This is a genomic window from Bradyrhizobium sp. USDA 3364, from assembly GCF_054056355.1.
On sequence record NZ_JBSRYG010000002.1, the window covers coordinates 5,484,269 to 5,502,496 of the forward strand.

Annotated in this window: 20 protein-coding genes; 17 read left to right on the plus strand and 3 right to left on the minus strand. The window is 65.2% G+C overall.

The features are described from left to right. Positions 1–126 precede the first annotated feature (126 nt). On the plus strand, positions 127–801 hold the full coding sequence (locus tag ACVILL_RS25840; RefSeq protein ID WP_456731610.1) for a spermidine synthase: 675 nt from the start codon (positions 127–129) through the stop codon (positions 799–801). A gap of 39 nt (positions 802–840) precedes the next feature. On the opposite strand, the gene ACVILL_RS25845 is transcribed toward ACVILL_RS25840, so the two are convergent. Both ACVILL_RS25845 and ACVILL_RS25850 read right to left on the minus strand, forming a co-directional pair. Continuing rightward, on the minus strand, positions 841–1,236 hold the full coding sequence (locus ACVILL_RS25845; protein WP_456734365.1) for a nuclear transport factor 2 family protein: 396 nt from the start codon (positions 1,234–1,236) through the stop codon (positions 841–843). A 287-nt stretch (positions 1,237–1,523) separates the two neighbouring features. Further along, on the minus strand, positions 1,524–2,450 hold the full coding sequence (locus tag ACVILL_RS25850) for an alpha/beta fold hydrolase (protein WP_456731611.1): 927 nt from the start codon (positions 2,448–2,450) through the stop codon (positions 1,524–1,526). Positions 2,451–2,622: 172 nt separating this feature from the next. Here ACVILL_RS25850 and ACVILL_RS25855 point away from each other — a divergent pair, with 172 nt between their 5' ends. From ACVILL_RS25855 to ACVILL_RS25930, 16 genes are all read left to right on the plus strand, one after another. After that, the gene (locus tag ACVILL_RS25855; protein WP_456731612.1) at positions 2,623–3,006 is read left to right on the plus strand and encodes a hypothetical protein; all 384 of its coding nucleotides are present in this window, start codon (positions 2,623–2,625) and stop codon (positions 3,004–3,006) included. Beyond that, positions 3,003–4,085, plus strand: a complete 1,083-nt coding sequence (locus tag ACVILL_RS25860) for a PHA/PHB synthase family protein (RefSeq protein WP_456731613.1) — start codon at positions 3,003–3,005, stop codon at positions 4,083–4,085. The genes ACVILL_RS25855 and ACVILL_RS25860 overlap by 4 nt, the downstream gene beginning before the upstream one ends. A gap of 26 nt (positions 4,086–4,111) precedes the next feature. Continuing rightward, positions 4,112–4,708 (plus strand): N-acetyltransferase family protein, encoded by a 597-nt coding sequence (locus ACVILL_RS25865; RefSeq protein ID WP_456731614.1) that lies wholly within the window; start codon positions 4,112–4,114, stop codon positions 4,706–4,708. Positions 4,709–4,889: 181 nt separating this feature from the next. Then, positions 4,890–5,366, plus strand: coding sequence for a phasin (locus ACVILL_RS25870; RefSeq protein ID WP_456731615.1), 477 nt, complete (start codon positions 4,890–4,892; stop codon positions 5,364–5,366). 203 nt (positions 5,367–5,569) lie between these two features. Beyond that, complete coding sequence (locus tag ACVILL_RS25875) at positions 5,570–6,853, plus strand: DUF445 domain-containing protein (RefSeq protein WP_456731616.1); 1,284 nt, start codon at positions 5,570–5,572, stop codon at positions 6,851–6,853. A 201-nt stretch (positions 6,854–7,054) separates the two neighbouring features. After that, on the plus strand, positions 7,055–7,825 hold the full coding sequence (locus ACVILL_RS25880; protein ID WP_456731617.1) for an esterase/lipase family protein: 771 nt from the start codon (positions 7,055–7,057) through the stop codon (positions 7,823–7,825). 216 nt (positions 7,826–8,041) lie between these two features. Further along, the gene (gene paaX, locus ACVILL_RS25885; protein ID WP_456731618.1) at positions 8,042–8,911 is read left to right on the plus strand and encodes a phenylacetic acid degradation operon negative regulatory protein PaaX; all 870 of its coding nucleotides are present in this window, start codon (positions 8,042–8,044) and stop codon (positions 8,909–8,911) included. Positions 8,912–8,986: 75 nt separating this feature from the next. After that, positions 8,987–9,979: a 1,2-phenylacetyl-CoA epoxidase subunit PaaA gene (gene paaA / locus ACVILL_RS25890; protein WP_456731619.1), complete on the plus strand. Its 993-nt coding sequence runs from the start codon at positions 8,987–8,989 to the stop codon at positions 9,977–9,979. A gap of 11 nt (positions 9,980–9,990) precedes the next feature. After that, positions 9,991–10,278, plus strand: a complete 288-nt coding sequence (gene paaB, locus ACVILL_RS25895; protein WP_456731620.1) for a 1,2-phenylacetyl-CoA epoxidase subunit PaaB — start codon at positions 9,991–9,993, stop codon at positions 10,276–10,278. 145 nt (positions 10,279–10,423) lie between these two features. Then, positions 10,424–11,200, plus strand: coding sequence for a 1,2-phenylacetyl-CoA epoxidase subunit PaaC (gene paaC, locus ACVILL_RS25900; RefSeq protein ID WP_456731621.1), 777 nt, complete (start codon positions 10,424–10,426; stop codon positions 11,198–11,200). Continuing rightward, positions 11,194–11,697: a 1,2-phenylacetyl-CoA epoxidase subunit PaaD gene (gene paaD, locus ACVILL_RS25905; RefSeq protein ID WP_456731622.1), complete on the plus strand. Its 504-nt coding sequence runs from the start codon at positions 11,194–11,196 to the stop codon at positions 11,695–11,697. The genes paaC and paaD overlap by 7 nt, the downstream gene beginning before the upstream one ends. 2 nt (positions 11,698–11,699) lie before the next feature. Continuing rightward, positions 11,700–12,776, plus strand: coding sequence for a 1,2-phenylacetyl-CoA epoxidase subunit PaaE (gene paaE, locus ACVILL_RS25910; RefSeq protein WP_456731623.1), 1,077 nt, complete (start codon positions 11,700–11,702; stop codon positions 12,774–12,776). 215 nt (positions 12,777–12,991) lie between these two features. After that, entirely contained in the window at positions 12,992–13,447 is a 456-nt protein-coding gene (gene paaI, locus ACVILL_RS25915; RefSeq protein WP_456731624.1) for a hydroxyphenylacetyl-CoA thioesterase PaaI, read from the plus strand. 19 nt (positions 13,448–13,466) lie between these two features. Next, positions 13,467–14,798, plus strand: coding sequence for a phenylacetate--CoA ligase PaaK (gene paaK / locus ACVILL_RS25920; RefSeq protein WP_456731625.1), 1,332 nt, complete (start codon positions 13,467–13,469; stop codon positions 14,796–14,798). Between the two features lie 33 nt (positions 14,799–14,831). Beyond that, positions 14,832–15,848 (plus strand): quinone oxidoreductase family protein, encoded by a 1,017-nt coding sequence (locus ACVILL_RS25925; RefSeq protein WP_456731626.1) that lies wholly within the window; start codon positions 14,832–14,834, stop codon positions 15,846–15,848. A gap of 107 nt (positions 15,849–15,955) precedes the next feature. Beyond that, a complete protein-coding gene (locus tag ACVILL_RS25930; RefSeq protein ID WP_456731627.1) occupies positions 15,956–17,011 on the plus strand; it encodes a YeeE/YedE family protein in 1,056 nt (351 codons plus the stop codon). 231 nt (positions 17,012–17,242) lie between these two features. Here ACVILL_RS25930 and ACVILL_RS25935 read toward each other — a convergent pair whose 3' ends face one another. Continuing rightward, entirely contained in the window at positions 17,243–18,142 is a 900-nt protein-coding gene (locus ACVILL_RS25935) for a DMT family transporter (RefSeq protein WP_456731628.1), read from the minus strand. Positions 18,143–18,228: the final 86 nt, after the last annotated feature.

Genomic DNA, 18,228 nt, shown 5'->3' on the forward strand with positions numbered 1-18,228 from the left:
CGGATGAAGCGAAGCGTAATCCGGGACAGCGTCAGATGCGGACCGACCGGTTCCCGGATTTCGCTTCGCTCCATCCGGGCCACGCATGGGTGATTTGGGAGCACCGGTCATGATACAAGCCGCCGCATGATTCCATGGGAAAAGATCGATACCGCACGCATTCCCGGCACTGAAGGTGAATTGCGCCTGATGCGGCGCGGCCGCGAATTCTCGATCATGCTCGGCACCAACGAGCTGATGAACAGCCGCCTGTCGGGCTCGGAGGAGGCGCTGGCGACGCTCGCCGCCAAGAGGATCGAGACGGTCGCACGGCCGCATTTTCTGATCGGCGGCCTCGGCATGGGCTTTACGCTGCGGGCCGCGCTCGCGGTGCTCGGAGGCGACGCGCAGATCACGGTGGCCGAACTGGTGCCGGCCGTCGTCGCCTGGGCGAGAGGACCGATGGCCGAGATCTTCGGCAACAGCCTGAACGATCCGCGCGTGAGCATCAAGGAGGTGGATGTTGCCGATGTGATCGAGCGCCATCCGCGCAGCTTCGATGCCATTCTCCTCGACGTCGATAACGGCCCCGAAGGCCTGACCCGCAAGGCCAACGACGCGCTGTACGATGTCTCCGGCCTCAAGCTCGCGCACGCAGCGTTGCGGCGCGGCGGCGTGCTCGCGGTCTGGTCGTCAGGTCCGAATGCCAAATTCCCGAAATCACTGTCGCGGGCCGGTTTCGCCGTCAACGAGATCGCCGTTCGCGCCACGGGCCGCGGCCGCGGCGTGCGCCACGTGATCTGGCTTGCGGTGAAGGAATAAAGTGTGAGCCGGGGCGCCCCTTGGCCCCGGCCTTCGCGCTCAGAACATCGTGTTGTTGTTCGCCGGATTTTCCGGGATGGGCTGCACCACGTCCCAATGCTCGACGATCTTGCCGTCCTCGAGCTTGAAGATGTCGACGATCGCGTTACCGCGGGTGCCGGGCTCGCGCACGGCGTGGACATGCAGGATCACGTAATCGCCGTCGACGAAGGAGCGCTTGATCTCGCTGTGCGAGTTCGGAAACTTCTCGCGCAGGAAGCCGATGAACTTGCGGAATCCTTCGGGGCCGTCGGCCGCGCCGGGATTGTGCTGCACATAGCGGTTGCCGACATAGGCGAGCGCCGCGTCGGCGTCCTTCTGGTTCAGCCCCTTGTCGTAGAAGGCCAGCACCGCCTTGCGGTTGGCCTCCTGCTGGGCTTCGCTCGTGGCAGCCATCGCGGATGAGGATGCGAGCGCGAGGAGGAGGGCGACGACGGCTGTCCGTGGCCGGAGAAGGGTCTTCATCTGGGGACTCCCGGGGCTGATGGCGCGCGACCCGCGCGGTGCATCGCGCTCTCTACAGCCTCGATGCAGCGTCCGGAAGAACGCACCCCCGGCTCACATGGTCACCGGGAGATACCGGAACCCCGTTCCGATTGAACCGGGACGGGGCTCTCGATTCTGGCTTTGACGCGTTTTCTTGACGCGAACCGGTATCCACTTCGCTCGAAAACGCTCTAGCCTCACGCCGCCTTCGCCGCCGCGCCATGCGCGTGCTTGTCGATGGCGTCGATGATCTCTGGCCACATCGGGATCGGCAATGCGTGGCCCATGCCTTCGACCATCAGGAGCTTCGCGCCCGGGATCGAGGCCGCGGTGTCCTTGCCGCCTTCGGGATGCACCAGCGGATCGATCGTGCCGTGGATCACCAGCGTCGGCGCCTTGACGCTGCGCAGGCGCTCCTTGCGGCTGCCGGAGGCGAGGATGGCGCGCAGCTGGCGGCCGACACCCTCCGGATTGAGGCCGCGCTCATAGGTGCGCCGCGCGCGTTCGGGATCGAGCGCCTCATCCTCCGGGAATGAGCCGTTGCGCAACACCTTCCAGGTCTGCCCGAAGCGGATGAAATACTCCTCCTTGCTCTTCGGCGGCGGCGCCATCAGCACCGCGGTCGCCTCGCGCGTCGGCCCCGGGATCTTTGGATTGCCCGTGGTCGACATGATCGAGGTCAGCGAGCGGACGCGCTCGGGGAAGGTGATCGCGATCTCCTGCGCGATCATGCCGCCCATCGAGGCCCCGACCAGATGCGCGGTGCGGATGCCAAGCGTGTCCATCAGCCCGATCGTGTCCCGCGCCATGTCGGCAAGCTTGTAGGGCGCGGCGACCGGGATCTTCAGGAAGCGCAGCTTGATCAGTTCGAGCGCGGAGAGACGCTTGCCGCCGCTCATCCGGGAGGACTTGCCGATATCCCTGTTGTCGAATCGGATCACGCGAAAACCGCGCGCGGCGAGTTGGCGGCAGAACTCGTCGTCCCAATGGATCATCTGGGCGCCGAGGCCCATGATCAGCAGCAGCGGCTCGGCATTCGCATCGCCAAAAACCTCGTAGCAGATGTCGATGCCATTGGCGCGGGCGGTCTGCGGCGGCTGATGGGCGAGCGTGGTCACTGGCATCCCCTGCTTGTGGCGCGGTCAGGAACCTCTATGCCACGGATTGTCGCAGCGCAGAAGGGCTTCGACGCCGCGGGTCGTGGCATGCTGTTGACCGATCAGCGACAACAGTGTCGTATGGCACGAACAAGTCGAAGCGCGGCAAGCGCTCGGAATCGGTGAGGAGGAGCGCCGCATGGCCGACAAGGGCAACGATCCTGCCGTGATCTGGCAGACGATGATTGGCGAGATGGAGAAGGGGTTCAACTCCTTCGGCAACCAGCTCATGACCTCGCCGGAATTTTCCAAGGTGATGAACCAGGCGGGCGGCGTCGCGGCCGGCGCGCAGAAGCAGCTCGGCGAGTTGATGGAGAAATATCTTCTTGCGATGAACCTGCCGAGCCGCGCCCAACTCGTCGGCATGGCCGAGCGCCTGCAGTCGATGGAGAACCAGCTCAACGAGATCAAGACGCTGCTGCAGCAGGTGCACCACAATTCGCTGGCGCCGGATGGCGGCCACGGCGCAACGCCGCGGCCGCCGCGCACCAAGCAGCCGCCGGCGGAGGGAGGCAGCAAATGAATGCTCCCACCCCGTTTGATTTCGCCTCGATTTCCGAGCGAGTACAGTCCGAGGTGCAGCGCGCGATCCAGCGCAGCATCAAGGGCGTCGAGTACTTCTCCAGCTCCGGGCCCACGCTCGGCGAGACACCGAAGGACGTGCTGTATTCGCGCGGCACCATGAACCTCTATCACTACCGGCCGCAGGCGGATGAAGTCTATCGCGTGCCGGTGCTGATCGTGATGGCGACCACCAATCGCGGCTACATCCTCGATCTGGTGCCCGGCCAGAGCTTCATCGAATTCCTGCTCAAGCGCGGCTTCGACGTCTACATGCTGGACTGGACCGCGCCGAAGCCCGAGGAGAAGTCGCTCCGCATGGAGGATTACGTCCTCGACTTCATTCCGGAGTCGGTCCGCCGCGTGCAGCAGGACTCCGGCGAAAAGGACGTCTCGGTGATTGGCTATTGCTTCGGCGGCGTGTTGTCGCTGCTCTACGGCTCGATCTTCAACGACGGGCCGATGAAGAACCTGATCTGCTTCACCACGCCGATCGATTTCCGCGAGATGAAGCTGTTCTCGAACTTCGCCGACCGCCGCTATTTCGATGTCGATCGCCTGATCGACAGCACCGGCAACATGCCGCCCGAACTGATCCTGCAATCGTTCGACATGTTGCGGCCGGCCGCGCGCGTCGTCGGCCAGATCCAGCTCTGGGACAACATCTGGAACGACGAGTTCGTGAAGTCATACCGGATGTTCGATCGCTGGGCGACCGACACGCTGCCGCTCGCCGGCGAATATTTCCGCGCCATCACCAAGGACCTGATGTGGGACAACAAGCTCTACAACGACACCATGACCGTCGGCGGTCGCGCAGCAAAACTTGCCGACATCAAGGTGCCGATCCTGCACGCGGTCGCCGAGCACGACCACATCGTGCCGTATGACGCGGCAAAACATCTGATCACCAAGATCGGCTCTGATGACAAGGAGGAGGTGATGCTGAAAGGCGGTCACGTCTCGCTGGTCGCCGGCGCCAATGCAATCAAGCGGCTGTGGCCGAAACTGGATTCCTGGTTGGGCAAAAGATCGACCTAAGAAGGGTCGACTTGAGAGAGATCGACATGACCGAGCAACGTTCCTATCCGCGCCACGTCAAGACCGAGGCCGGCGACATCGAGTTTCGGCTGATGAAGCGAACCGACGAGGCCGCGGTGCTGGCCTTCGCGCAAAAGCTGCCGACGCATGATCTCTTGTTCCTGCCGCGCAACATCAGCCAGCCGAAGGTGCTGTCGGCCTGGATCAACGAGATCGAGCGCGGCGACATCACGAGCCTGCTCGCGATCAAGGACGGCCAGGTGGTCGGCTGCGGCACGCTGGTGCGCGATCCGCACTCCTGGTCGCCGCATGTCGGCGAGATCCGGATGGTGGTGTCGCTCGACGTACGCGGGCAGGGCGTCGGCCGGGCGCTGTCGCAGGAGACGTTCGCGATTGCCCTTGGTGCCGGGCTGGAGAAGTTCTCGGTGCAGATGACTGTCGATCAGCGGGCGGCGATCGCGCTGTTCGAAAGCCTCGGCTTCAAGGCGGAGGCCCTGTTGCGCGACCATGTCCGCGACGTCGAGGGCAAGACCCACGATATCGTCGTACTCGGGCACAACGTGGCGCAGGTCCGGGCGCAAATGGAGGCGTACGGGGTGTCCGACGCGGTGGGTGGTAATTAGAAACCGTTCATCGCCGGTTCCGTAGGCAATCTGCCGGATATTCGTGCCATTCACAGGCTCGTGATATCGCGCTGCAACATGGATATTGCGACGCACCATAGGGTGTGTCATAACACCGTTGCCCCGGGCCAATCCGGACGGGGTGAGCCCATAGCTCAAACCTGAGGATGGAGAGACCCCAATGACCACCGAAACCAATTCCGTGCTGAACAGCGTCAAGGAAGCTTTCGCGCCCGTCACCGAGGCGTTCACCAAGCTCCAGAACCTGGAAGTTCCGGAAGCTGCCCGTGAGTTCGTGAAGAAGCAGGCCGAGGCCGCCAAGACCCGCGCTGCCGACGCCTATGCCGGCTCCGAGAAGGTGACCAACGTGATCGAGACCGCCGTTGCCGGTTCGGTGACCGAGGCCGCCAAGATCAGCCGCAACATCCAGCAGGCGCTCTACCAGGACGCCGAGGCGTTCTTCGCCGGCATCGACAAGCTCGCGTCCGCCAAGTCGCTGAGCGAAGCTGCCCAGATCCAGTCGGACCTGGTCCGTGCGCGTGGCGAACTGTTCGTCTCGCGGGCGAAGGCCACCACCGAGTATCTCGGCAAGCTCGTCACCGACGGTGCGAAGACCGCGCAGGACAACTTCGCCAAGGTCTACGGCAAGACCGCCTGATCGCGCTTGCATTGACCGACTGCCCTTTTCGAAGGCCCGCCATTTTGCGGGCCTTCTTTTTTGGGCGCGTTCCTATACATCTCCTCATGGTGAGGAGGCGCTCTTGCGCCGTCTCGAACCATGAGGCCACCATACGGGCCTCGTCCTTCGAGACGCGCTTCGCGCTCCTCAGGATGAGGATCGTCGTTAAGTCGAAGGTCCCCATGACCCTTCCCGCCGCCCTCATCGCAACGCCTGTCGACACCGAACGCGCGGCCGAATTGCGCCGTGTGAAGTGGCTGGCGACCGGCGTGCTGGCGGCAACCCTGATCATCTTCATCGCAGCGAAGGCGCTGCTGCCGGTGCATCCGGTGTTCGGCTTCATCGCAGCCTTCGCCGAGGCCGCGACCATCGGCGGGCTCGCCGACTGGTATGCCGTCGTCGCGCTGTTCAAGCGGCCGCTCGGGCTGCCGATTCCGCACACCGCGATCATCCAGAGCAATCAGGAGCGCATCGCCGAGAAGCTCGGCGAATTCATCGAGAACAATTTTCTGGAATCCGGGCCGGTCGAGGCCAAGCTGCGCGAGATCGATTTCGGCTCGTTCATCGCCGACTGGCTGCGCGACCGCAAGCGTTCCGAGGATCTCGCCCGCTTCGTGCTGCGGATGCTGCCCGAAGCATTTGCTGCGACCGAGAGCTCGGGCTTGATGCAGTTCATCAGCCGCCGCATCACCACGCAGGTGCTCTCGATCGACCTCGCGCCGCTTGCCGCCGGTGCGCTGCGCGGCTTCGTGCAGGAGGGCAAGCATGGCGGCCTGCTCGACGACATCCTGCGCGTGCTGCACCAGACGCTGACGCAGCAGGAGACCATGGCCGTGATCCGCGACAAGGTCCGCGCGGAGATGCCGACGCTCTTAAGGCTCTATCGCGCCGACAAGTTCGTGGTGAACCGGATCATCGCGTCGGCCACGAAGTTCTTCGAGGAGGTGCGCAGCGATCCGCAGCATCCGTTCCGCGGCGAGTTCGACCGTATGCTCTTGTCCTTTGTCGACCGGCTCGGCAGCGACAAGGCCTTCGCCGATCGCATCGACGGGCTCAAGCGCGATCTGATGGCGCGGCCGGAGCTCGCCAATCTCGGGCGCACCATCTGGGCCAACGTCAAGGATTTCATCGAGCGCAGCGCCTCGGGCGAGTCGCAGGTGCTGCAGCATCAGCTGGCACGAATGTTCGTCGAGGCCGGCGACGCGCTCGACGGCGACGCCGAGCTGCGCGCCGAAATCAACCAGGGCCTGGTCGCGATCCTGCGCACGGTCGTTGCCGAGCAGAAGAGCGGCGTCTCGAGCTTCATCGCCGACCAGATGAAGAGCTGGGACATGGAGCAATTGATCTCGCTGATCGAGGTCAATGTCGGCAAGGACCTGCAATACATCCGCTTCAACGGCTCGCTGATCGGCGGACTTGCCGGGCTTGCGCTTTACACGCTGGAATACGCGCTGCGGTGGCTGTGACCGATTGGGCACGGAGGTCACAATAGTTGTGGCAAGTGTGATCTGGCCCGCTTGCACGAAAGTGATCAGTTCCCTAGCTTTTCAAGACAGATTGTTGCGTTGCGGAACGATTCCGCCGGGTTTGCGTCAATCCTGTTGACCCATTCCCGATGATCCCATTGCCGGCCGCCGCGACGTCAGGGGCCGTGAAGAGGAGCTGAAATGTCGGTTGCTGCGCAGACGCTACGCCCGCCGTCTAGGACGCTGATGTTTCTGGAAGGCCGCGCCATCCACGAGCTCGGTGCTTTCCTTGGTGCATTGCCGCTGCTGAGCCTGGCGCCGCGCGGCGACGGGCATCCGGTGCTGGTGCTGCCCGGACTGATCGCCTCCGACATGTCGACGCGGCCGCTGCGCGACTTCCTCAAGAGCAAGGGCTACGCCGTCAGCGGCTGGCGCCAGGGCCGCAACCTCGGGCTGCGCTCCGGCGTGCAGGACGGGATGGTCGACCTGCTGCAGGAGATGAATGACACCAGCGGCCGCAAGGTCTCGCTGATCGGCTGGAGCCTCGGCGGCCTTTATGCGCGGCAGCTCGCCAAGATGATGCCGGAGCGCGTGCGCCAGGTGATCACGCTCGGCAGCCCGTTTGCCGCAGGCCCGAAATCGACCAATGCCTGGCGCATCTACGAGATGGCCAGCGGTCGCCGCGCCGACGAAGAGGATTCGCGTTTCGGCGGCTCGCTCGCCAGTGCGCCGCCGGTGCCGACCACCGCGATCTTCAGCCGCACCGACGGCGTCTGCGCCTGGCAGGGCTGCCGCGAGCAGGCCTCGTCGATGACCGACAGCATCGAGGTCGAGAGCAGCCATTGCGGCATGGGTCATCATCCGGCCGTGGTCTACGCCGTCGCCGATCGCCTCGCGCAGAAGGAAGGCGAGTGGGCGCCGTTCGATCGCAGCGGCTGGCGCAGCTACGTCTATCCGGATCCGAACCGCTAACTTGCTTGCCTCGCCCCGCTTGCGGGGAGAGGCCGGATCGCATGAAGCGAAGCGCAATGCGATCCGGGTGAGGGGGACCCTCCGCGAGTCGTCTCTCACCGTGAACGCGGGGCAGCCCCTCACCCCAACCCTCTCCCCGCAAGAGCGGGGCGAGGGAGCAGAGACACCGCGCCCCCGCATTGTCGTGAATCGACAAAACGCGCTATGCGTTGAGGCATGCCACAGCCGCTTGCCCGCATCGTCGACCAGCTGAAGCGCGAGCCGTCACGCACCGGCTCGATCATCATCACCGTGTTCGGCGATTCCATCGTGCCGCGCGGCGGCTCGGTGTGGCTCGGCACGCTGCTGGAATTCTTCAAGTCGCTCGACATCGACGGCAACGTGGTGCGCACCGCGATGTCGCGGCTCGCCGCCGACGGCTGGCTCGAGCGCAGCAAGGTCGGCCGCAACAGCTTCTATCGACTGAACGCCAGGGGCCGGCAGACCTTCGATACTGCAACGCGGCACATCTACGATCCGCCGCCGTCGGACTGGACCGGTCGCTTCGAGCTGCTGTTGATCGGCAATGCCGAGGACCGCGACGCCGCGCGCGAGGCGCTGAAGAATGCAGGCTTCGGCAGCCCGTTGCCCGGGGTGTGGGTCGCGCCGTCGGGGGCACCGATCCCCGACGAGGCGGCGCGCGCGATCCGTCTCGAAGTGTCGGCGGAAGACGACAGCGGGCGCCGGCTGCTCAGCGAGAGCTGGCCGCTCGATCGCACCGCGGATGCCTATCTGAAGTTCATGAAGACCTTCGAGCCGCTGCACGGCTCAATCGTCCGCGGCGAGACGCTGAGCGATGCCGACGCCTTCACCGCGCGCATTCTCTTGATCCACCACTACCGCCGGGTCGTGCTGCGCGATCCGCTGCTGCCGGCGCCCCTGCTGCCGAACGATTGGCCGGGCAGGGCTGCGCGAAAGCTCTGCGGCGAGATCTATCGCGGGCTGCTTTCGCCGTCGGAACAATGGCTTGACGATCACGCAACCAACGAGGACGGGCCGCTGCCGAAGCCCGACGGGGCGGTGGCGCGGCGTTTCGAGGGCATCTGAACATATTACAGAAATATCTTGCGTTATGAAAATTGTGTTATATATTCCGCCCAACAACATACCGGGAGGTCGGCCATGTATACGCAGGCGCTCAATTCATCCGACGGCGACGATCGCGGCGTCGAGGATGTTGCCCGTGCCAGTCAGTTCCAGGCCCGCATCGACGCCGATGAGCGCATCGAGCCGAACGACTGGATGCCTGCGGCCTATCGCAAGACGCTGACCCGGCAGATCTCCCAGCACGCCCATTCCGAAATCGTCGGCATGCTCCCCGAGGGCAACTGGATTACCCGCGCGCCGTCGCTGCGCCGCAAGGCCGCGCTGCTCGCCAAGGTGCAGGACGAATGCGGCCACGGGCTCTATCTCTACGCCGCCGCCGAGACGCTCGGCACCTCGCGCGAGGAGCTGGTCGACGCGATGCTCTCGGGCAAGGCGAAGTATTCCTCAATCTTCAATTATCCGACCCTGACCTGGGCCGACATCGGCACGATCGGCTGGCTGGTCGACGGTGCGGCGATCATGAACCAGATCCCGCTGTGCCGCTGCTCCTACGGCCCCTATGCCCGCGCGATGATCCGCGTCTGCAAGGAGGAATCGTTCCACCAGCGCCAGGGTTTCGAGATCATGGTGACGCTGTGTCGCGGCACCGCGGCGCAGAAGGCGATGGCGCAGAACGCGCTCGATCGCTGGTGGTGGCCGGTCTTGATGATGTTCGGCCCGCCGGACCAGGTCAGCCAGCACAGCGACACCTCGACCAAGTGGAAGATCAAGCGCTTCTCCAACGACGAGCTGCGCCAGAAATTCATCGACGCCACCGTGCCGCAGGCCGAGTTCCTCGGGCTGACGATCCCCGATCCCGGCATGAAGCAGAACGAGAACGGCAATTGGGTGCACAGCCCGATCGACTGGGACGAGTTCAAGCAGGTGCTGGCCGGCAACGGCCCCTGCAACCGCGATCGTCTCGCCGCGCGCCGCAAGGCGCATGAGGAAGGCGCCTGGGTGCGCGATGCGGCCGCGGCCTATGCCGAGAAGCGCAAGAGCCGCCAGCTCGCGCAAGCCGCAGAATAAGGGAGCCGGAGATGACTACGCCGAACGTTCCGCTCTGGGAAGTCTTCATCCGCAGCCGCAACGGGCTTGCGCACAAGCACGTCGGCTCGCTGCACGCAGCGGACTCGACGCTCGCGCTGCAGGCCGCGCGCGACATCTACACCCGCCGCGGCGAGGGGCTGTCGATCTGGGTGGTGCCCTCGAATGCGATCACCGCGTCCGACCCGTCCGAGAAGGGCATGATGTTCGAGCCGGCAGAATCCAAGATCTACCGTCATCCGACCTTCTACGACGTTCCTGACGAAGTCGGGCATATGTGAATTTCACTCTCCCCTCATGGTGAGGAGCGCGCAGCGCGTCTCGAACCATGAGGCCCGTGCAGTGACCGCGGCCCATCCTTCGAGACGCGCGTTCCGCGCTCCTCAGGATGAGGTTGAGCAAGTGGATGCAGGTGGGAATAGAAACATGGCAGTTGCCAATATCGAAGTCTCCGAAACGCCGCTGGTGCTCTACGCGCTGCGCCGCGCCGACGATGCGCTGATCCTCGGCCATCGCCTGTCCGAATGGTGCGGCCATGCGCCCGCGATGGAAGAGGACATGGCGCTCGCCAATATGGGGCTCGACCTGCTCGGCCAGGCCCGCGAGCTCTATACCTACGCGGCCAAGGTCGAAGGCCGCGGCAACGACGAAGACAAGTTCGCCTATCTGCGCGACGTCCGGCAGTATCGCAATCTGCTGCTGGTCGAGCAGCCGAACGGCGACTTTGCCCGCACCATGGTGCGGCAGTTCTTCTATGCGGCGTTCGCCGATCTCTACTGGCGCGCGATGATGGCATCCTCCGATCCGACGTTTGCCGCGATCGCGGCGAAGTCGGAGAAGGAGAGTGCCTATCATGTCAGGCATTCGTCGGAATGGATCGTCCGCCTCGGCGACGGCACCGAGGAGAGCCATCGCCGCGCGCAGAATGCGATCGACGACCTCTGGGCCTATACCGGCGAGATGTTCGCGGTCGACGACGGCGAGCGCGGCCTGATCGACGCCGGCATCGCAATCGATTCGGCGGCGCTGAAGTCGCGCTGGCTGAAGACCGTCACCGGCATCGTCAACGAGGCGACGCTGGCGTTGCCGAAGAGCGACTGGATGCAGCAGGGCGGCCGCATCGGCAGCCATAGCGAGCATCTCGGCCATCTCCTCAGCGAGCTGCAATCGATGCAGCGGACCTTTCCGGGGGCGACATGGTAACCCTTGCGCTCAGCGATGCCGATCTGCGCCGGCGCGCCTGGAGCGCGGCTGCGCAGGTGGTCGATCCCGAAATCCCGGTGCTGACCATCGCCGATCTCGGTGTGCTGCGCGACGTCGCGGTCCACGACGGTCGTGTCGAGGTCGCGATCACGCCGACCTATTCCGGCTGTCCCGCGATGAACATGATCGCGCTCGAGATCGAGCTCGCGCTGGAGCGCGAGGGCATTCACAAGCCGAAGGTCCGCACCGTGCTGTCGCCGGCCTGGACCACCGACTGGATGAGCGAGGACGGCCGCCGCAAGTTGAGGGAATACGGCATCGCGCCGCCGCAGCCCGGCTCCTCGCGCCGCGCGCTGTTCGGTGAGCAGCAGGTGACGTGTCCGCAATGCAATTCGGTCGAGACCGAGCTCCTGTCCGAATTCGGCTCGACCTCCTGCAAGGCGTTGTGGCGTTGCAAGAGCTGCCGTGAACCCTTCGACTACTTCAAGTGTCATTGACCATGTCGACACCGCGCTTCCACCGTCTGTCCGTCAGCGATCTGCGCCGCGAGGCGTCGGACGCGATCTCGATGACCTTCGCGATCCCCGACGATCTGCAAGGCGACTACCGCTTCACGCCCGGCCAATACCTGACCCTGCGCACCACGATGGACGGCGAGGAAGTCCGCCGTTCCTATTCGATCTGCTCCGGTCCCGACGACGGTGAGCTGCGCATCGCGGTGAAGAAGGTCGATGGCGGCGCATTCTCGAACTGGGCCGCCGACGAGCTGAAAACCGGCGATGAGCTCGATGTGATGACACCGACCGGCCGATTCGGCGTCGCGCATGCGCCCGGCGAGGCGCGCACCTATGTCGGCTTCGCCGCCGGCAGCGGCATCACGCCGATCCTCTCGATCATCAAGGGCGTGCTTGCGCGCGAGCCGGACAGCCGCTTCTTCCTGTTCTACGGCAACCGCTCGACCGAAGGCGTCATGTTCCGCGAGGCGCTGGAGGAGCTGAAGGACCGCTTCATGCAGCGGCTCTCGGTGTTCCACGTCATTTCCGGCGAGGAGCAGGATATCCCGATCCTGCACGGCCGGCTCGACGGCGAAAAGGTGCGGGTGCTGCTGCGCTCGCTGGTGCCGGCCGCAACCGTCGATCACGTCTTCGTCTGCGGCCCGGCCGCGATGAGCGAGACCATCGAAGCGACCTGCCGCGAGATCGGCATTGCCGACGAGCGCATCCATGTCGAACGCTTCGTCTCGGAATTCGGCGGCAAGCCGCGTCCGAAAGTCGTCGTTGCGGCCGGCGCGCCGCCGAAGGCGATCGCCGGGCTGATCATCGACGGCAAACGCCGCGAAGTGCCGGTGGCCGACGGCGAGTCGATCCTCGACGCCGCGCTGCGCGCCGGCATGGACCTGCCCTTCGCCTGCAAGGGCGGCATGTGCTCGACCTGCCGCGCCAAGCTGGTCGAAGGCGAGGCGCCGATGGATCTGAATTATTCGCTGGAGCCGTGGGAGCTGAAGGCGGGGTTTGTCCTGACCTGCCAGGCCAAGCCGTGCTCCGAGAAGGTCGTGGTCGACTACGACCACGTTTGACTCGTCATTCCGGGATGCGCCGTAAGGCGCAGGCCCGGAATCCATACTCACGATGGTGGTTATGGATTCCGGGCTCATCGCTTCGCGATGCCCTCAGGTGCGCAATTGCGCACCGGGGAATGACGGAAGTAGCGTTGACGCCTCTCGCGTCGCGCCCAACACTGATGTGACACCAAGAGGCCCGTCGCAACGGGCCCGCGCACAGGGAGTTCGATGTGAACGTGAAGGCCACACTATCATCAGAAGATGTCGCCCGCGCCTGCGCGGATGCGATGTGGAAGGAAGACGACGCCAGCAAGGGCCTCGGCATGGAGCTCGTCGAGATCAAGCCGGGGCAGGCTGTGATGGCGATGACCGTGCAACCGCACATGGTCAACGGCCAGCGTATCTGCCACGGCGGCTACATCTTCACGCTTGCGGATTCAGCCTTCGCCTTTGCCTGCAACAGCCATAACGAACGCGCGGTGGCGGCACAGGGCAACATCACGTTCATCCGGCCGGGCAAGCTCGGCGACCGCCTGGTGGCGACCGCGCGCGAGATCTCGCGCAGCGGCCGTTCGGGAATCTACGACGTCCGCGTCACCGCCGGCGACAGCGTGATCGCCGAGTTCCGCGGACATTCGCGCGTGATACCCGGCAGCTGGCTGCCGGACACGGACATCAAGGCATAAGGTTTTGGGGGAAACGTCGATGGCAACGGCAAAGCTCAGGGTTAGGGATAGCGGCTATTACGCCGAGCTCGATGCGACTGAACGCGCCTCACGCGACGAGATGATGGCGTTGCAGACCAAGCGGCTGGCCTGGTCGCTCAAGCATGCCTATGACAATGTCGCGCACTACAAGAAAAGCTTCGACGCCGCGGGCGTGCACCCCACAGACTTCAAGCAGCTTTCCGATCTCGCCAGGTTTCCCTTCACGGTGAAGACGGACCTGCGCGACAATTACCCCTTCAACATGTTCGCGGTGCCGCGCGAGCAGCTGGTGCGGGTCCATGCCTCCTCGGGCACGACCGGCAAGCCGATCGTGGTCGGCTACACCAAGGGAGACATCGATATCTGGGCGGATGTGATGGCGCGCTCGATCCGCGCCGCCGGCGGCCGCAGCGGCATGCTGATGCATAATGCCTACGGCTATGGCCTGTTCACCGGCGGCCTCGGTGCGCATTACGGCGCCGAGCGGCTCGGCTGCACGGTGGTCCCGATCTCGGGCGGCATGACCGAGCGGCAGGTGCAGATCATCAACGATTTCCGGCCCGACATCATCACGGTGACGCCGAGCTATATGCTGGCGATCCTCGACGAGTTCAAGCGGCAGGGCCTCGACCCGCGCAAATCCTCGCTGAAGTTCGGCATCTTCGGCGCCGAGCCCTGGACCAACGCAATGCGCGTGGAGATCGAGCAGGCCTTCGACATGGACGCCACCGACATCTATGGCCTGTCCGAGGTGATCGGCCCCGGCGTCGCACAGGAATGCGTGGAGACCAAGGACGGGCTGCACATCTGGGAGGATCATTTTTACCCGGAGGTGATCGATCCCCTGACCGGCAAGGTGCTGCCGGACGGCGAGAAGGGCGAGCTGGTATTCACCTCGCTGACCAAGGAAGCCTTCCCGATCATCCGCTACCGCACCCGTGACCTGACGCGGCTCTTGCCCGGCACGGCGCGGCCCGGCATGCGGCGGATGGAGAAGGTGACCGGCCGCTCCGACGACATGATCATCCTGCGCGGCGTCAACGTGTTCCCGACCCAGATCGAGGAAGCGCTGCTGGCGACCGACTGGTGCGGCGGCCACTTCGTCATCGAGCTCACGCGCGAGGGCCGCATGGACGAGATGACGGTGCTCGCCGAGGCCCGGCCCGAGAGCTGGGACGGCGAGGGACTGACCGCGCATGCCGAGAAGGTCGCAGCCTTCATCAAGAACACGATCGGCATCTCCACCCGCGTCCGCGTCGTCGCGCCCGAAACGCTGGAACGTTCGCTCGGCAAGGCGAAGCGTGTTTACGACAAGCGGCCGAAAGGGTAACTCCTGCTCATCAGCAGAGCAGGGTGCCCCTTGATGCCGGTTTCGTCTCAATCCGCTGCGCGAACCTCCGTCGACGCGCGCTGCGTCCGCCTTCTGGCAAAGGCCGAGAATTTAGCGGCGGTGGCGCCGGTGATCGAGAACCATGCGCTGTCGCGTGGGGCCGACGATCTGCTCATCGAGGTGAAGGCGGCCGCGGTCAATCCGTCCGACGTCAAGGCCGCGACCGGGCTGATGCCCTATGCCGTGTTCCCGCGCACCTCCGGCCGCGACTATGCCGGCGTCGTGATCGACGGGCCGTCGGACATGATCGGGCGCGAGGTGTTCGGCTCGTCCGGCGACCTCGGCATCCGCCGCGACGGCACCCACGCCACGCATCTGGTGGTCGAGACCGATTCCGTGGTGGAGAAGCCTGCCTCCGTCTCCTGGGACGAAGCTGCCGGAATCGGCGTGCCCTTCGTCACCGCGATGGAAGGCCTGCGCCGCGCCGGCCTGCCGAAGGCAGGCGAGACTGTGCTCGTCATGGGCGTCAACGGCAAGGTCGGTCAGGCCGCGGTGCAGATCGCGAGCTGGCATGGCGCGCGCGTGATCGGCGTGGTGCGCAAGCGCGAGCCCTATGAGGGCCACAGCAATTCGCCGGTCGAGGTGATCGATGCCTCCGCCACCGATGTCGCGGCCCGCGTGCGCGAGCTGACCGGCGGCAAGGGCGCCGACATCGTCTACAACACGGTCGGCGATCCCTATTTCCAGGCTGCGCACAAGTCGCTGGCGCTGCGCGGCCGCCAGATCCTGATCGCGGCGGTGGACCGCATCGTCCAGTTCAACATCCTCGAATTCTACCGCGGTCAGCACACCTATGTCGGCATCGACACGCTCGCGTTCTCGTCGGTTGCGACCGGCGAGGTGTTGCGCGAGCTCGCGCCGGGTTTTGCCAGCGGACATCTGAAGCCGTTCCCGATCAAGCCGAGTGCGATCTATCCGCTGGAACAGGCCAGGGCGGCGTTTGTTGCCGTGGCAGGCTCGTCGCGCGATCGCGTGATCCTGCGGCCCTAATTCACCGTCATTGCGAGGAGCGAAGCGACGAAGCAATCCAATCTTTCCTGTTGCGGTGATATGGATTGCTTCGCTTCGCTCGCAATGACGAACCCTGAGGGACTCACATGGACCCGGCCACGATCGTCATCCTAGCCGCCTTCATCATCGGGCTGATCTACGGCTCGGTCGGGCTCGTCAGCGGCTTCTGCATGATGAGCGGCCTGCGTGGCTGGTGGGCGGAGGGCGACGGCCGGCTGGCGCGCACCTACGCGCTGGCGATGGGGGTTGCGATCGCGGCCTCGCAATTGCTGGCGGCGGCGGGTCTCGTCGATCTCGGCAAGTCGATCTACCTGCAACCGTCGTTCTCGGCGCCGGTGATGTTCCTCGGCGGGCTGTTGTTTGGTTACGGCATGGTGCTGTCGAACGGCTGCGGCTCGCGCGCGCTGGTGCTGCTCGGACGCGGCAATCTGCGCTCCTTCGTTGTCGTGATCGTGCTCGGCATTTTCGCCGAGATGACGCTGAAGGGCCTGATCGCGCCGGCGCGGATCGCGATGGTGCAGGCTTCGCAGGCCACGGTCGCGGCCAATTCGGTGCCGGCGCTGCTGGCAAGCGGCGGCCTCGCCGCCGTGCCGGCGCGGATGGTTGCAGCCTCGGTGCTCGCGGCTGTCCTGATCATCTTTGCCTTTGCCCATGCGCCGTTCCGAAAATCGCCCGGCCAGATCGCCGCCGGGCTGATCGTCGGCCTGCTGGTGGCGGGCGGCTGGTACGCGACCGGCTACCTCGGCGCCGACGATTTCAATCCGGTGCCGGTGACGTCGCTGACCTTCATCGCGCCGATCGCCGATGCCCTGCAATATGTCATGCTGTCGACCGGCTCGACGCTCAATTTCGGCATCGTCACCGTGTTCGGCGTGTTCGCCGGCAGCCTGGTCACCGCGCTCGCCACCGGGCGCTTCCAGCTCGAAGGCTACCGCTCGCCGCAGCACATGCTGCGCTCGGCCGGCGGCGCTGCGCTGATGGGCGCGGGCGGCGTGATGGCGTTCGGCTGCTCGGTCGGGCAGGGGCTGACCGGTCTGTCGACGCTGTCGCTGTCGTCGTTCATCGCGATCGCCGGCATCATGCTCGGCACCGGCGCCGGGCTGCGCGGCGCGCTGCGGGTCAGGCCGCTCGCAACGGCCTGAAGCGGATCATGCTCTAAAGCGTGATGGGTTTAGATCGAGGCGCTTCGCCCGGAACTCGGTCGAGCACCTCTCCCCGACGGGGAGAGGTCGATTTGCGTAGCAAATCGGGTGAGGGACCGCAGTTCTCACGAGGGACCTTAAACCCTCACCCGGCGCTACGCGCCGACCTCTCCCAAGGGAGAGGTGAACTTGGCCCGCCGCTGCTCCAACTCAACTTATTCCCATCCTGCTTCAGGCACGCGCCGGCGCATCCGCGAGCGAGCTCAGCGCGATGCCGCCGACGATCAGGGCTGCGGCAATCGCCAGCGACAGATCGATCGGCTCGCCGAGCAGCAGCGCTGCGGTGACAATGCCGACGATCGGCGTTGCGGTGGTGCCGAGCGAGGTAGTCAGCGCCGGCAGGCTCTTGTTGACAACAGACATCGCCCAATAGGCCAGCGCCGTGCCGATGAAGCCGGAATAGAGGAACAGCAGCACGAGGTGCGGCGACCATGTCACGGAGGGCACGCCCTCCGTGACCAGCGCCGTCGTCGTCAGCACCAGCGTCGCGACCAGGACCTGCCACAGCAGCAATTGCAGCGGCGTCGCGATCCAGCGGTGCGATCGGATATAGATGATGTTCGCGGCCCAGCAGATCGCGGCGATGATGATCATGCCGGCGCCCGCGATGACATGCAGATTGCTCCAGTCGAGCGACGCCGGGTTGAGGATCACGCAGAGGCCGGCGAGCCCCGACGCGACGCCGACGAGCTTGAGCGCGCCGAGCCGTTCGGTTCGCACCGTGCCCGCGGCCAGCGCGACCCAGAGCGGCGTGGTGTAGCCGAGCACGACGCCCTTGCTCGCGGGCAGGTAACGCAGGCCGGCCGCGACCAGCGTCGAGAAGAACGTCATGTGCAGCAGCGCGACGCTGAGCACGACCGGGACGTCGGCGATCCCTGGAATGATCAGGTTGCCGCTGGCGCGCAGGATCACCAGCAGCGCGATCAGGGCGACCCAGCTGCGGATCGATGCGGTCCACAGCGGCGGCACCGTCTCGACCAGTGATTTCGTGACCGACCAGTTGATGCCCCAGGCCAGCACCACGACGATGAACAGGGCGGCGGCCCTGGCGGGAGAAAGCGATTGGTTCACGACAGAATCCTTGCAGGCGGTACCCCCTGTGAATAGGATCGCACTGGTCCTATCGAAAGGGCCAGATTGGATAGAACAGAGGAACC

Excerpts from the sequence above, each read along its gene's own strand:
- paaK (WP_456731625.1), top strand. The coding sequence starts at position 13,467 with ATGGCAACGGCAAAGCTCAGGGTTAGGGATAGCGGCTATTACGCCGAG.
- ACVILL_RS25845 (WP_456734365.1), bottom strand. The coding sequence starts at position 1,236 with ATGGCTGCCACGAGCGAAGCCCAGCAGGAGGCCAACCGCAAGGCGGTG.
- ACVILL_RS25930 (WP_456731627.1), top strand. The coding sequence starts at position 15,956 with ATGGACCCGGCCACGATCGTCATCCTAGCCGCCTTCATCATCGGGCTG.
- paaA (WP_456731619.1), top strand. The coding sequence starts at position 8,987 with ATGTATACGCAGGCGCTCAATTCATCCGACGGCGACGATCGCGGCGTC.
- ACVILL_RS25860 (WP_456731613.1), top strand. The coding sequence starts at position 3,003 with ATGAATGCTCCCACCCCGTTTGATTTCGCCTCGATTTCCGAGCGAGTA.
- paaD (WP_456731622.1), top strand. The coding sequence starts at position 11,194 with ATGGTAACCCTTGCGCTCAGCGATGCCGATCTGCGCCGGCGCGCCTGG.
- paaB (WP_456731620.1), top strand. The coding sequence starts at position 9,991 with ATGACTACGCCGAACGTTCCGCTCTGGGAAGTCTTCATCCGCAGCCGC.
- ACVILL_RS25855 (WP_456731612.1), top strand. The coding sequence starts at position 2,623 with ATGGCCGACAAGGGCAACGATCCTGCCGTGATCTGGCAGACGATGATT.
- ACVILL_RS25870 (WP_456731615.1), top strand. The coding sequence starts at position 4,890 with ATGACCACCGAAACCAATTCCGTGCTGAACAGCGTCAAGGAAGCTTTC.
- ACVILL_RS25875 (WP_456731616.1), top strand. The coding sequence starts at position 5,570 with ATGACCCTTCCCGCCGCCCTCATCGCAACGCCTGTCGACACCGAACGC.
- ACVILL_RS25880 (WP_456731617.1), top strand. The coding sequence starts at position 7,055 with ATGTCGGTTGCTGCGCAGACGCTACGCCCGCCGTCTAGGACGCTGATG.
- paaX (WP_456731618.1), top strand. The coding sequence starts at position 8,042 with ATGCCACAGCCGCTTGCCCGCATCGTCGACCAGCTGAAGCGCGAGCCG.
- paaE (WP_456731623.1), top strand. The coding sequence starts at position 11,700 with ATGTCGACACCGCGCTTCCACCGTCTGTCCGTCAGCGATCTGCGCCGC.
- ACVILL_RS25850 (WP_456731611.1), bottom strand. The coding sequence starts at position 2,450 with ATGCCAGTGACCACGCTCGCCCATCAGCCGCCGCAGACCGCCCGCGCC.
- ACVILL_RS25925 (WP_456731626.1), top strand. The coding sequence starts at position 14,832 with ATGCCGGTTTCGTCTCAATCCGCTGCGCGAACCTCCGTCGACGCGCGC.
- ACVILL_RS25865 (WP_456731614.1), top strand. The coding sequence starts at position 4,112 with ATGACCGAGCAACGTTCCTATCCGCGCCACGTCAAGACCGAGGCCGGC.
- paaC (WP_456731621.1), top strand. The coding sequence starts at position 10,424 with ATGGCAGTTGCCAATATCGAAGTCTCCGAAACGCCGCTGGTGCTCTAC.
- ACVILL_RS25840 (WP_456731610.1), top strand. The coding sequence starts at position 127 with ATGATTCCATGGGAAAAGATCGATACCGCACGCATTCCCGGCACTGAA.